Origin of the sequence: Mycobacterium sp. E2699 (assembly GCF_001666745.1) — a bacterium.
GTDB lineage: Bacteria > Actinomycetota > Actinomycetes > Mycobacteriales > Mycobacteriaceae > Mycobacterium.
On the sequence record NZ_LZJH01000126.1, the window covers coordinates 66,419 to 79,125 of the forward strand.

General features: G+C 71.0%; 14 protein-coding genes. 7 read left to right on the forward strand and 7 right to left on the reverse strand.

Features of this window, described 5'->3' with window-relative positions; genetic code table 11:
• Positions 1-30: 30 nt before the first annotated feature.
• Positions 31-465 (forward strand): hypothetical protein, encoded by a 435-nt coding sequence (locus tag A5696_RS21815; protein WP_067883070.1) that lies wholly within the window; start codon positions 31-33, stop codon positions 463-465.
• Here A5696_RS21815 and A5696_RS21820 read toward each other — a convergent pair.
• Genes A5696_RS21820 through A5696_RS21830 form a run of 3 tightly spaced genes read right to left on the reverse strand, consistent with a single transcriptional unit; the run spans position 417 to position 2,604 of the window.
• Complete coding sequence (locus A5696_RS21820; protein ID WP_067883071.1) at positions 417-899, reverse strand: GNAT family N-acetyltransferase; 483 nt, start codon at positions 897-899, stop codon at positions 417-419. The two genes, A5696_RS21815 and A5696_RS21820, sit on opposite strands and share 49 nt — an antisense overlap.
• Positions 896-1,996 carry an isochorismate synthase MenF gene (locus A5696_RS21825; RefSeq protein ID WP_067883072.1) on the reverse strand — a complete coding sequence of 367 codons (1,101 nt, stop codon included), beginning with the start codon at positions 1,994-1,996 and terminating at the stop codon, positions 896-898. The genes A5696_RS21820 and A5696_RS21825 overlap by 4 nt, the downstream gene beginning before the upstream one ends.
• Positions 1,993-2,604: an acid phosphatase gene (locus A5696_RS21830; RefSeq protein WP_067883073.1), complete on the reverse strand. Its 612-nt coding sequence runs from the start codon at positions 2,602-2,604 to the stop codon at positions 1,993-1,995. Before A5696_RS21830 ends, A5696_RS21825 begins: the two co-directional genes overlap by 4 nt.
• Positions 2,605-2,703: 99 nt before the next feature.
• On the opposite strand from A5696_RS21830, the gene A5696_RS21835 reads away from it, so the two are divergent.
• Positions 2,704-3,504 carry a ParA family protein gene (locus A5696_RS21835; protein WP_067883074.1) on the forward strand — a complete coding sequence of 267 codons (801 nt, stop codon included), beginning with the start codon at positions 2,704-2,706 and terminating at the stop codon, positions 3,502-3,504.
• 86 nt (positions 3,505-3,590) lie between these two features.
• Here A5696_RS21835 and A5696_RS21840 read toward each other — a convergent pair whose 3' ends face one another.
• The gene (locus A5696_RS21840) at positions 3,591-4,805 is read right to left on the reverse strand and encodes a hypothetical protein (protein WP_067883075.1); all 1,215 of its coding nucleotides are present in this window, start codon (positions 4,803-4,805) and stop codon (positions 3,591-3,593) included.
• A gap of 15 nt (positions 4,806-4,820) precedes the next feature.
• Complete coding sequence (locus tag A5696_RS21845; RefSeq protein ID WP_067883076.1) at positions 4,821-6,356, reverse strand: DEAD/DEAH box helicase; 1,536 nt, start codon at positions 6,354-6,356, stop codon at positions 4,821-4,823.
• A 253-nt stretch (positions 6,357-6,609) separates the two neighbouring features.
• Between A5696_RS21845 and A5696_RS21850 the strand changes: the two genes are divergently transcribed.
• Positions 6,610-7,317: a ferritin-like fold-containing protein gene (locus tag A5696_RS21850; protein WP_067883077.1), complete on the forward strand. Its 708-nt coding sequence runs from the start codon at positions 6,610-6,612 to the stop codon at positions 7,315-7,317.
• A gap of 12 nt (positions 7,318-7,329) precedes the next feature.
• Here A5696_RS21850 and A5696_RS21855 read toward each other — a convergent pair whose 3' ends face one another.
• Positions 7,330-8,055 (reverse strand): MmpS family transport accessory protein, encoded by a 726-nt coding sequence (locus A5696_RS21855; protein ID WP_369803375.1) that lies wholly within the window; start codon positions 8,053-8,055, stop codon positions 7,330-7,332.
• Between the two features lie 191 nt (positions 8,056-8,246).
• Between A5696_RS21855 and A5696_RS21860 the strand changes: the two genes are divergently transcribed.
• Entirely contained in the window at positions 8,247-8,522 is a 276-nt protein-coding gene (locus tag A5696_RS21860; protein WP_067883152.1) for a DUF3107 domain-containing protein, read from the forward strand.
• On the opposite strand, the gene A5696_RS21865 is transcribed toward A5696_RS21860, so the two are convergent.
• A complete protein-coding gene (locus A5696_RS21865; protein WP_067883079.1) occupies positions 8,509-9,192 on the reverse strand; it encodes a TetR/AcrR family transcriptional regulator in 684 nt (227 codons plus the stop codon). The genes A5696_RS21860 and A5696_RS21865 overlap by 14 nt on opposite strands.
• A 198-nt stretch (positions 9,193-9,390) precedes the next feature.
• On the opposite strand from A5696_RS21865, the gene A5696_RS21870 reads away from it, so the two are divergent.
• From A5696_RS21870 to A5696_RS21880, 3 genes are all read left to right on the forward strand, one after another.
• Entirely contained in the window at positions 9,391-10,416 is a 1,026-nt protein-coding gene (locus A5696_RS21870; protein WP_197517047.1) for a DUF3152 domain-containing protein, read from the forward strand.
• 181 nt (positions 10,417-10,597) lie between these two features.
• Entirely contained in the window at positions 10,598-11,785 is a 1,188-nt protein-coding gene (gene moeZ / locus A5696_RS21875; RefSeq protein ID WP_067883081.1) for an adenylyltransferase/sulfurtransferase MoeZ, read from the forward strand.
• 36 nt (positions 11,786-11,821) lie between these two features.
• Positions 11,822-12,676 carry a TIGR02569 family protein gene (locus A5696_RS21880; protein WP_067883082.1) on the forward strand — a complete coding sequence of 285 codons (855 nt, stop codon included), beginning with the start codon at positions 11,822-11,824 and terminating at the stop codon, positions 12,674-12,676.
• Positions 12,677-12,707: the final 31 nt, after the last annotated feature.

Below are 12,707 nucleotides of genomic sequence, written 5' to 3' on the forward strand. Positions count from 1 at the left end.
GGGGCAAGTGCCGGTGATTACGCTGACGCTGTGAATCCGCCACCCCCTCCGGCCGCGGTCCGCGTGGCGGGTCTGCTCGTCGCGGTGCAGGGCGTGGCCGCCCTGGCGGTGGCCGTGGCGCTGGTGGTGCGGGGCATCGCGGGGGCCGACCAGCGGGTGGTCAACGGACTCGGCACGGCGGTGTGGTTCCTCCTGGTCGGCGGGGTGGTGCTGGCCGCCGGGCGGGCGCTGGCGCGCGGCAGGCGCTGGGGTCGCGGGCTGGGGATCTTCACCCAGCTGCTGCTGCTTCCGGTGGCGTGGTACCTCGCGGCCGGCTCACACCGGCCGGCGGTCGGCGTCCCGGTGGGCATCCTGGCGGCCGCGGTGTTGGTCCTGCTGTTCAGTCCGCCGGCCCTGCGCTGGGCCGCGGGCCGCGATCAGGGCGGTCCGGCGAGTTCGGCCAACCGCGGGCCGGACAGCCGATAGGTGGTCCACTCGGGCTGCGGCGCGGCGCCGACGCCGTCGTACAGCGCGATCGCGTCGGCGTTCCAGTTCAGCACCGCCCACGACAGCCGCGTGTAGCCCTGGTCGAGGCACTCGCGCGCGAGTGCCGCCAGCAGGGCGCGGGCCAGGCCGCGGCGCCGAAAACCCGGCCGCACGAACAGGTCTTCGAGGTAGATGCCCGCGACACCGTCCCAGGTGGAGAAGTTGGCGAACCACAGCGCCATGGCGGCGACCTCGCCGTCGACTTCGGCGACATGCCCGTGCACGGTGGGTGGAGTACCGAAAAGCGCTGTGGAAATTTGCGTTTCGGTGACCGTGCATTGCTCGGCGGCGCGTTCGAATTCGGCCAGCGCGTGGATCATGCCGGTAATGTCGGCGACGTCTTCCGGTGTTGCGCGGCGTATGTGTTTTGTCATTGCTCAACGCCCAGCGCGGTGAGGATAGTGCCGAATTTCGTTGTGGTTTCCGCGACCTCGGCGTCGGGGTCGGATTCGGCGACGATGCCGCCGCCGGCGCGCGCCAGCGCGGTGCGGCGGTCCGCCGACAGCTGCGCGCACCGGATGGACACCACCCAGCGGCCGTCGCCGGCGGCGTCGCACCAGCCGACCGCCCCGGCATAGAAACCGCGGTCACCCTCCAGCTCGGCGATGAGCTCGGTGGCGGCCTTGGTCGGAACGCCGCCGACAGCCGGGGTGGGGTGCAGCGCCAACGCCAAATCGATTGCGGTGGTGGACGTGTCGCGCAGCCGACCGCTGATCGGCGTGCACAGGTGCCAGACCGCCGCGGTACGGCTCAACTCCGGTTCGGGCGCGATGGTCAGCTCGTCGCACAGGGGTTCCAGCGCGGCGCGCATCGCGTCGATCACCAGCCGATGCTCGTGCCGGTCCTTGGCCGAGGCGGCCAGCATGGCGCCGTTGGCGGCGTCGGCCTCCGGGTCGGCGGCGCGCGGGGCCGAACCGGCGAACGGCCGGCACACCACGCGGTCGCCGGTGCGCGCGACAAGAAGCTCCGGGCTGGCGCCCACCAGCGCGGTTCCCGCGCACTCGTCGCCGGCGGCGGTCAGGTCGACGAGGTAGCCGTAGGCGGCCGGGTCCGCCGCGACGAGCCGGCGCAGGATGACCCGCGCGTCCAGGGGAGCGTCGGCGACCAGCCGCAACGCGCGCGCCAACACCACCTTGTGCAGCGGATTGTCCGACGCGGCCAGCACGTCCCGCGCGCGGCCGATCCGCTCGCGGTAGTCGGCCGGCGGCGGCAGCGCGGCGGCCACGCGCACCCGCGGCAGCGGGCCCGTCGGCCAATCGGGCGGGCCGGCGAGGGACCGCACGGCGTCCGGCGCCAGCAAGGCCGCGGGTCCGCTCACGTCGAAAGGCAACGCGCCCAACACTATTGGGGCCGCTCCCGAGCGCAGCGCCGCCTGGGCCGCGCCGACGTCGCGGTAGGCCGCCCGCACGTTGTCGGCAACCAGGGTCCCGCGCGGCCCGCACAGCGCGAACGGCGGTTGGGTCGCGCTCACCCGGGCGCGATCGCCTGCGGGTTGCCCGTCAATCCGAGCGCGGCGAGCTGGCGCACGCCGTGCTCGAACCCGCACACCGCGATCGAGCCGGCGAGCATCCAGAAGCGGCTGCCCTCGACGAGGGGCAATTCGACCCAGCGCGTGATGACCGAGCGGGAAAAGTGGCTGTGGCCCACGAAGACGACGTCGCGCGAGCCCATGTGCCCCAGCGCGAATTCGACGGCCTTGTCCGCGCGGTCGCTGACCTGCTGCACGCTCTCGCCGCCCGGGCAGCCGTGCGTCCACACCAGCCAGTCGGGGTCGGATTCGCGGATCTGCGGGGTCGTCAGCCCCTCGTAGGCACCGTAATCCCATTCGGCGAGCAGCTCGGACACCTCGTCGACGGCCAGCCCGGCCAGCTTGGCCGTGGTCAGCGCCCGGATGCGCGGGCTGCTGACCACCAGGGGGTCGGCGAGGTTCAGTTCGCGCAGAACCCGGCCGGCGAGCTCGGCCTGGACCCGCCCGTGATCGGTGAGCTCGAGATCCGTACGGCCCGTGTGCTGGCCGGACTTGGACCACGGCGTCTCGCCGTGGCGCAGCAGGACCAGCCGGTGGTTGTAGATGCCCATGCCGACCGATTCTGCCGGACGGGCGTGCCCGAAGCGCTCGGCGTTCGAACATGCCAGGATGGGCACTGTGACCGCGGCAACAAGGAGGGGCGGGCGCCTGTGAATAAGACCCGGGTACTGGCGGTGGCCAATCAGAAGGGGGGCGTCGCCAAGACGACGACGGTTGCCTCGCTGGGCGCGGCGATGGCGGACGAGGGCAAGCGGGTGCTGCTGGTCGACCTGGACCCGCAGGGCTGTCTGACCTTCTCGCTCGGCCAGGATCCCGACAAGCTGCCGGTGTCCGTGCACGAGGTCCTGCTCGGCGAGGTCGAGCCGAACGCCGCGCTGGTCTCCACCATGGAGGGAATGACGCTGCTGCCGGCCAACATTGACCTCGCGGGCGCCGAGGCGATGCTGCTGATGCGGGCCGGTCGCGAATACGCGCTGAAGCGCGGGCTGGCCAAGCTCTCCGACCAGTTCGACGTGGTCGTCATCGACTGCCCGCCGTCGCTGGGTGTGCTCACCCTCAACGGCCTGACGGCCGCCGACGAGGTCATCGTGCCGCTGCAGTGCGAGACGCTCGCGCACCGCGGCGTCGGCCAGTTCCTGCGCACGGTCGCCGACGTCCAGCAGATCACCAATCCGGAGTTGCGGCTGCTGGGCGCCCTCCCGACGCTGTACGACTCCCGCACCACCCACACCCGCGACGTGTTGCTCGACGTCGCCGACCGCTACGACCTGCCGGTGCTCGCCCCGCCGATCCCGCGCACGGTGCGCTTCGCCGAGGCCAGCGCGTCGGGCTCGTCGGTGATGGCGGGGCGCAAGAACAAGGGTGCCGTCGCCTACGGCGAGCTGGCCAAGGCGTTGATCAGGCACTGGAAGACCGGCAAGCCGCTGCCGACGTTCGCCGTCGAGGTTTAGCTTCAGCGCGAGCAGACGCAAAAGCCCCCGAATGCACGGCGTGTCGGGGGCTTTTGCGTCTGCTCGGCACGCCAGGCCGAGGGCCGTCAGCCCAACGCCACCACGGTGTCACCGCGCTGCTCGAACACCCGCGATCCCGACACTGCCGGGACCACCGCCGCGTCGCCGGGCGCCCGGTTCACCGGGATGTAGCGTTGGTTCGCGCCGCTGACCGGGTCGTACACGCCGATCGAGCCGGTGACCGGCACCAGCAGCCGGCCGGCCATCATCACGCCCGGACCCAGCGGCGCGGTCGTCTCGCCCTTGGCGATCGTGTAGCGCAGGGTCATGGTGCCGGCGTCGAACACCATCAGCGAGTCGCCGGTCCACCAGGTCACCAGGTTGCCCGTCTGCGACACCTCCGCCGAGGCCGACGGCGGCCCGGGCAGCAGCGTGCTGGCCACGGTGGTGCCGGTGTCGTCGACCACCTCGACCCGGGGCTGCGGTGACGGCAGGTACACCGCGGTGTTGTTCTCGTAGACGGCGAGCACGCGGGCGCCCGAAGCCGCCCCGATCCCGGGCTCGGCGACGACGTGTTGTTGGGGCTCGTCGTCCTCCTTGCCGGGGCGCAACAGCACCAGCCGCAGGTCGGCCTGCTGCGCGCAGCTCTCCAGCACCGACACCGCCGACGAGCTGGCCGCCGCCGAGATCAGCCGGCACCCCGAGTGCAGGCCCCGCGCCGACGGCTTCACCCGGGCGTCGGTCTCGCCGTAGGCGAGCATCCGGACCATGTCCGAGCGCCACAGCTCCAGCCGGGTGTCGCCGACCGACAACACCGTGGTGCCGTCGGAGGACAGGCGCACGCGCGGGTCGGCGTAGCCGCTGCGGGCGGCGCCGCGCCGGCCCGTGGCCCCGTCGAGGGTGCTGACCTGCCCGCAGCCGCGGTCGTCCCTGAAGACCGCGACGGCGTAGTGGTAGACCCACGACAGGCCGCACAGCTCGGTGTCACGCGCGTAGCTCCACCGGGACTGGCCCGTGCTCGGGTCGCGCCCGTCGACCCGGCGGCCGTCGGCCGTGGCGATCGTCCCGCTGACCACCACCGGCGCCGTGGTGCCCGGGCTGCGAGCGGTCCACAGTTGCTTCAGGGTGGCCGGGACCTCCCGCGCGGGGGTCGGGGCGGGCACCGGAATCGCGGCCGGGCGGCTGACGGTGGCCCGCGCATCGCTGGTCCACCAGATCAGCGCCGCCCCGAGGGCGATGACGACCGCGATCGCCGCGGCTGCCAGGACGTCGCCCTTGGTCCGGCGTTCCGGTTTGACCATGCGGCGGCGCGGGCCTCAGTTCGCGGTGGCTGCAGTGGTTTGGGAGGTGGGCTTGCGGCGCCGCCGGCGGCGCCGGGGGGTCCCGGCGTTCCCCGCGGGTGCGCCGGAACCCGATTCCGACGGTGCGGTCGCGGCGGCGTCGCCGTTGGCCGCGGCGCCGCCGTTGGCGGCGGGGTGTCCGGTGACGGGCTGGCCGCCACGGGTGCGGCGGCGGGTGCCGGACCGCTTCCGGGCCGGCTTCTCCGGTGCCGGGCCTTCAATCGAATCCCTGCGATCGGCGTCGCGCCGCTTGCCCGGCGACCTGTGCGGCGCCCCGACCGTGCCGCCCGCCTCCGCGGGGATGCCGAGCTCGTCGAACAGGTGCGGTGAGCTCGAGTAGGTCTCGGCGGGATCGGGGGATTCCAGGCCCAGGGCCTTGTCGATCATCGTCCAGCGCGGAAGCTCGTCCCAGTCCACCAGGGTGACCGCGACCCCGGTCTTGCCGGCGCGACCGGTGCGGCCGATCCGGTGCACGTAGGCCTGCTCGTCCTCGGGGATCTGGTAGTTGATGACGTGCGTGACGTCGTCGATGTCGATGCCGCGGGCGGCCACGTCGGTGGCGACCAGCACGTCGATGTCGCCGGTGCGGAACGCCTTCAGCGCCTTCTCGCGGGCGATCTGACCCAGGTCGCCGTGCACGGCGCCGACCTTGAAGCCGCGCTCGGCCAGTTCGTCGGCGACCTTCTGCGCGGTGCGCTTGGTGCGGGTGAAGATCATCGTCGCGCCGCGGCCGTGGGCCTGCAGCACGCGGCTCACCAGCTCCACCTTGTCCAGCGCGTGGGCGCGGTAGACGAACTGCTCGGTGGTGTCGTGCGTGGCGGCGGAATGCGGCGCCTCGGCGCGGATGTGGGTGGGCTGGTTCATGAAGGTGCGGGCCAGCGTGATGATCGGGTCCGGCATGGTCGCCGAGAACAGCATCGACTGCCGTTCGGCGGGGATCTGGCGCAGGATGCGCTCGATGTCCGGCAAAAAGCCCAGGTCGAGCATCTCGTCGGCCTCGTCGAGGACCAGTGCCGACAGGCCGCCCAGCTGCAGGTGGCCCTGCTGGCACAGGTCGAGCAGCCGGCCGGGGGTGCCCACCACGACGTCGGCGCCGGCACGCAGCGCGTCGATCTGCGGCTCGTAGGCGCGCCCGCCGTAGATGGACACCACGGCCAGCGCACGGCCACCCTCGGCGGTCAGATACTTGGCGGCCGTCGCCAGGTCGTCGGTCACCTGCAGGCAGAGCTCGCGGGTGGGCACCACGACCAGCGCCCGCGGGGCGCCGTTGAGCGGCCGAAGCGCGGCGCCGTCGGTGATGCGCTGCAGCAGCGGCACCCCGAACGCCAGGGTCTTGCCCATGCCGGTGCGGGCCTGGCCGATGACGTCGTCGCCGGCCAGTGCCATGGGCAGGGTCAGTTCTTGGATGGCGAAGGGGCGTTCGATCCCCTTTTCGGCCAGTGCGCGGACGATTTCGTCGCGAACGCCGAGTTTGGCAAAAGTCAGTTCAGTTGTGCTGTCAAGTGCGGTCATACGTGGGGGACAAGCCTTTCGGGGACGGTATCGGTGTTGTCGGTGTTTCTCTGTCGCGGTCACGCGCGCACGAGTTCCGACTCCGAATACGTCGCCGAGTCGCGGCCCTGTCACGGTCTGGGCCAGCTGTGCACGCACATTTCGCCGGTACTGGCAGATGAAGATTGAAGAATTCAGCCAATACCTGTGTCCATGATAGCTGGTCGAAAGCTGGCGCCCATTTCGTGCTAATCCCGCCGACTACAGTGTTGCCATGACCCCGCCCCTTTCCGGGCCCTCGCGCGCCGACCAGGTGGACGATCCGCCCGCTTCTCGGCTGTCGGCGGATCACCCGGGCGTCAACGAGTTGTTCGCCGTTTTGGCCTACGGCGAGGTCGCCGCGTTCTATCGGCTCACCGACGAGGCGCGGATGGCGCCCGACCTGCGCGGGCGGATCTCGATGGCCAGCATGGCCGCCGCCGAGATGCAGCACTACGAGCTGCTGCGCGACGCGCTGGAACGCCGCGGCGTGGACGTGGTGCCTGCGATGGCGAAGTACGTCTCGGCGCTGGAGAACTATCACCGGCTGACGATGCCCAGCACCTGGCTGGAAGCCCTGGTGAAGACCTATGTCGGCGACGCGCTGGCCGCCGACCTCTACCTCGAGATCGCCGACGGTCTGCCCGACGAGGTCGCCGACGTCGTGCGCGCGGCGCTGTCGGAGACCGGGCACTCGCAGTTCGTGGTCGCCGAGGTGCGCGCCGCGGTGACCGCCAGCGGCAAGCAGCGCAGCCGGCTGGCGCTGTGGTCTCGCCGCCTGTTCGGCGAGGCGATCACCCAGGCCCAATACGTGCTGGCCGAGCACGACGAGCTGGTCGACCTGGTGGTCTCGGGCCCCGGGGGCCTGGGTCAGCTCACCGCGTTCTTCGACCGGCTGCAGCAGACGCACGACCGGCGGATGCGCGAACTCGGCCTGAGCTGACCCGGAGCCGCCTCAGCGGGTGCAGGTGGCCACGGGGCCGTTGCTGGCCGACATCACCACCGGCTGGCCGGCGGCATTGACGACCTCGCAATCGAGCTGGCCGTAGAAGCTCGTCGCCACCACCGACACCGTCTGAACGCCCGGATTCAACACGATCACCTTCGACCACGGCAGCGACACGTTGAACTCCGAGTGCGGGTAGCCCCGGGCGTCGGTGTAGACGACGTTCACCAGGTCCAGCAGCTGTTTCGTGCCGGTCACGCTGTAGACCACGGTGCGCGGGTTGAGCGCCACCGGCGGCGGCGCGGCCGGCGGTGGTGGCGCCGCGGTCGGCGTCTGGGCCGGCGCCGGGCTGAGCGTGACGCTGGGCGGCGGGGTCACCGTCGTCACCGTCTCGGGGGGCAACGGGGTCGGCGACGCGCTGGGCGGGGCCACCGGGGCCGTCGTCCTGGGCGCCGAGGACGTCAGCGGCGGTGGCACCGGGGCCCCGACGGTCGCCTTGGTCGAGGCGCTGTCGCCGCTGTTGATGATGACCGCGGTCGCGATGGCGCCGAAGTCGACCACGACGCCGAGGATCGCGGCGGCGGGGCGCCAGCGGGTGTCTCCCGGCCAGGCCAGATCGCCGTAGCCGTCCAGTACGTCGGTGTCGGCTCCGTCGTAGTCGTCGTCGGGGTAGTCCTCGATGGGGCCGGAGACTGGGCCGAGACGATCGGTGACCATGTGTCTGATGGTGCCGATGTTACCGATGTGAATATGCCGGTTTCGCCGGCGAGCGGCATGTTGGCCGAGCTGGGAGCGAATCGTTATGTTCGGGCGGGCCGGGTTTCGCTTACCGCGAACCGGGCCCCGGGGGGACATGCGGCGCCGGGCCGTCCACTAGCCTGCTGCTGACGCGTCTGCGAACTTCGAAGCCAATGGAAGGGGCCACCGTGGAGGTCAAGATCGGTATCACGGACAGTCCGCGGGAGCTGGTCTTGTCCAGTACGCAGACGCAAGCCGAAATCGAAGAGCTCGTCGCGTCCGCGCTGCGCGACGACTCGGGCCTGCTCACCCTCAACGACGAGCGGGGCCGCCGCTTCCTGGTGCAAAGCGCCAAGATCGCCTACGTCGAGATCGGTGTCGCCGACGCCCGCCGGGTCGGCTTCGGGATCGGGGCGGCCGAATCGGCCGCCAGGCACGCGAGCAAGGCCGCTAAGAGCGAGTAAGCGGGACGTGGGACAGCCCGCCCCAGGCGAACTGGACGGTGCCGTCGACGGCGTCCGCCTTCGAGATCGGGCGGTCGGAGTCCAGCCAGTACCTGGCGCAGTCGACACTGATGCCGACCAGTCCGACCGCGATCATGCGGGCCCGGTGCGGATCGAGGCCGGAATCGGCGCTGATCAGGTCGAACACGGCGTCGATGCAGGATTCGGTGGCCACCCGCACCTGCGCCGCCACCTCCGGCTCGGTGACATAGTCGTTCTCGAAGATCAGCCGGTAACCCTGGCTGTCGTGCTCGATGAAGTCGAAGAAGGCCTGCACCGCCGCGTGCAGCCGCCGTCGGTTGTCGGTGGTGGTGCTCAACGCCTGCTGCACGCCCGACACCAGGTTCTCGACGTGCCGCGCCAGCACCGCCAGGTAGAGCTCTAGCTTGCTCGAAAAGTGTTGATACAGAACGGGTTTGCTGACGCCGGCCCGGTCGGCGATCTCGTCCATGCCGGCCGCGTGGTAGCCGCGGTTGACGAAGACGTCGCTGGCCACGATCAGCAATTGGCCCCGGCGCTCGTCGCGCGGCAGGCGGTTGCCACGCCGATTGGCGGGCACCACGCCGTCGCCCGGTCGACCACGGTCGGCCGGCTTCATCGTGCGCCGGGCCGCCTTGGCGAGATCGCTCATCGAGTCCTCATCTGATCGTTGGCAACTGGCCGTCGGCCCGCCGGGGCCAGCCGCACGCGGCTAGTCGCAACGACATTACTACCCGTAACGGCCCGGTGACTGTCATCGCCGTCGTCGGCGCTGGCAGGAGCGGTGTCGTGGGTCGCATTCGGGCGCGCCAAGGGTGGTCATGGTGCCGGGCTGTGCAATCCTGGGGAAATGACGTCCCAGCGGCCTGTGCGCGGCACCGGTCGAGTTCCGGTGCTGCGCGACGAGTGGCGAGAACCACTGCGGGCCCTGCGCGACCCGATCGCGCGGGACGCGGGACGGACCCGCGCCGACCGCGAGCGGCCGCGCCAATGGCGCAAGCAGACGTGGTTGGGACGGTTCGTCTCCACCTATGGCTGGCGCGCCTATGCGTTGCCCGCCTTGGTGGTGCTCACCGGGCTGGTGATCTATCAGACCGTCACCGGCACCGGCGCGCCGAAACCGACGGCGACGCAATCCATTCAGGGCACGCCCGACATCGGCGCGGTGGGCACGTCGATCATCGACGCACCGCCGCGCGGCCTGGCCGCCTTCGACGCGAACCTGCCGGCCGGCACCCTGCCCGACGGCGGTCCGTTCACCGAGGCGGGCGACAAGACCTGGCACATCGTGCCGGGCGTGACGCCGCAGATCGGCCAGGGCACCGCCAAGGTGTTCCGGTACACCGTCGAGGTCGAAAACGGCATCGACGCCACGATGTTCGGCGGCGACGAGGCCTTCGCCCAGATGGTCGATCAGACGCTCGGCAACCCCAAGGGCTGGACGCACAATCCGCAATTCGCCTTCGTGCGGATCGATAACGGCAAACCCGACTTCCGCATCTCGCTGGTGTCGCCGGTCACGGTGCGTGGCGGGTGCGGCTACGAGTTCCGGCTCGAGACGTCCTGCTACAACCCGGTTTACGGGCCCGGCCGGGAGGCGCGGGTTTTCATCAACGAGGCGCGCTGGGTGCGTGGGGCGGTCCCGTTCGAGGGCGACGTCGGGTCCTATCGGCAGTATGTGATCAACCACGAGGTCGGCCACGCCATCGGCTACGTCCGCCACGAGCCGTGTGAGCAGCAGGGCGGCCTGGCGCCGGTGATGATGCAGCAGACGTTCTCCACCTCGAACGACGACGCGGCCAAGTTCGACCCCGACGTCGTCAAGGCCGACGGCAAGACCTGCCGGTTCAACCCCTGGCCGTATCCCATCGCCTGACCCGGCAGGCCGGAGTGCGGCGAGACTGCGCTCAGAGCGTGGGTCAGCGCGCCAACCGCGATCGGTGCGCAGTCTCGACGCCCACGGGGCCCGCCCCGGGAAGCGGCGCCGGCGGTTTGCCGTTGCTCCGGGCAACTGCTGTGATGGATAGAGCGGACGAAAGCTACCGAGGAGATGTTCGGTGTCGACATCGCAGACGCCACTGCCGCCACTGGTCGAGCCCGCAGCCGGGCTGAGCCGCGATGAGGTGGCCCGCTACAGCCGCCATCTGATCATTCCCGAGCTCGGTGTCGAGGGTCAGAAGCGCCTGAAGAACGCGCGGGTGCTGGTGATCGGCGCGGGCGGGCTCGGCGCCCCCGCCCTGCTCTATCTGGCCGCGGCCGGCGTCGGCACCATCGGCATCGTCGACTTCGACGTCGTCGACGAGTCGAACCTGCAGCGCCAGATCATCCACGGGGTGGCCGACGTCGGGCGGCCGAAGTCGCGGTCGGCGCGCGACTCGATCGCCGCCATCAACCCGCTGGTCGACGTGCGGTTGCACGAGTTCCGGCTGGATTCGCACAACGCCGTCGAGCTGTTCGGGCAGTACGACCTGATCCTCGACGGCACCGACAACTTCGCCACCCGCTACCTGGTCAACGACGCCGCCGTGCTCGCCGGGAAGCCGTACGTGTGGGGCTCGATCTACCGGTTCGAGGGCCAGGTGTCGGTGTTCTGGGAGGACGCCCCCGACGGGCGGGGCCTGAATTACCGCGACCTCTACCCCGAGCCGCCGCCACCGGGGTCGGTGCCCTCCTGCGCCGAGGGTGGCGTGCTGGGCATCGTCTGCTCCTCCATCGCGTCGGTGATGGGCACCGAGGCGATCAAGCTGATCACCGGCATCGGCGAACCGCTGCTCGGCCGGCTGATGATCTACGACGCCCTTCAGATGAGCTACCGCACGATCATCGTCCGCAAGGACCCCGCCAGGCCGAGGATCACCGGGCTGATCGACTACGACGATTTCTGCGGCGCGGTGTCCTCCGAAGGCACCGCCGCCGCGGCCGATTCCACCATCACCCCGCGGGAGTTGCGCGAGCTGCTGGACTCGGGCAAGAAGCTCGCCCTGATCGACGTGCGCGAGCCGGTGGAGTGGAACATCAACCACATCGACGGCGCGCGGCTGATCCCGAAGTCGCTGCTCAGCTCCGGCGAGGGCTTGGCGCAGCTGCCCCACGACCGCACGGCGGTGCTGTACTGCAAGACCGGCGTGCGCTCGGCCGAGGCGCTGGCCGCGGTGAAGAAGGCCGGTTTCTCCGACGCGGTCCACCTGCAGGGCGGCATCGTGGCGTGGGCCGAGCAGATGCAGCCCGACATGGTCATGTACTGACCCGAGACCGCAGGTCGGCTCGTCTACGCTACCGGTGTGACAGTCGAGCCACCGCCGGAGCATGTGCTGGCGGCGTTCGGTTTGACCGGTGTGCAGCCCGTCCCGTTGGGCGCCAGTTGGGAAGGCGGCTGGCGATGCGGCGAAGTCGTGTTGTCGATCGTCGCCGACCATGCCCGCGCGGCCTGGTCGGCCCGGGTGCGCGAGACGCTGTTCGTCGACGGCGTCCGCCTGGCCCGGCCGGTCCGCTCCACCGACGGGCGCTACGTGGTGTCCGGGTGGCGGGCGGACACCTTCGTCGCCGGCACCCCGGAGCCCCGGCATGACGAAGTCGTCTCGGCGGCGGTGCGGCTGCACGAGGCGACCGGCAAACTGGAACGCCCCCGATTCCTGACCCAGGGCCCCACCGCGCCGTGGTCGGACGTCGACGTCTTCATCGCCGCCGACCGCGCGGCGTGGGAGGAGCGGCCGCTGGCCTCGGTCCCGCCGGGCGCCCGAACCGCCCCGCCGTCGGCGGACGCCGAACGATCCGTCGAGCTGATCAACCAGCTCGCCACCCTGCGCCGGCCGACTAAGAGCCCCAACCAGCTGGTCCACGGGGACCTTTACGGCACAGTGCTTTTCATCGGCACCGCGGCGCCGGGGATCACCGACATCACGCCGTACTGGCGCCCCGCGTCGTGGGCCGCGGGCGTCGTCGTGGTCGACGCGCTGTCCTGGGGCGAGGCCGACGACGGCCTGATCGAACGGTGGAACGCGCTGCCGGAGTGGCCGCAGATGTTGTTGCGCGCGTTGATGTTTCGTCTCGCTGTCCACGCGCTGCACCCGCGCTCGACGGCCGAGGCGTTTCCCGGCCTGGCGCGCACCGCGGCCCTGGTCCGGCTGGTGATTTAGCCTTAGTAACACGCTTGAGTGTGAACCCACG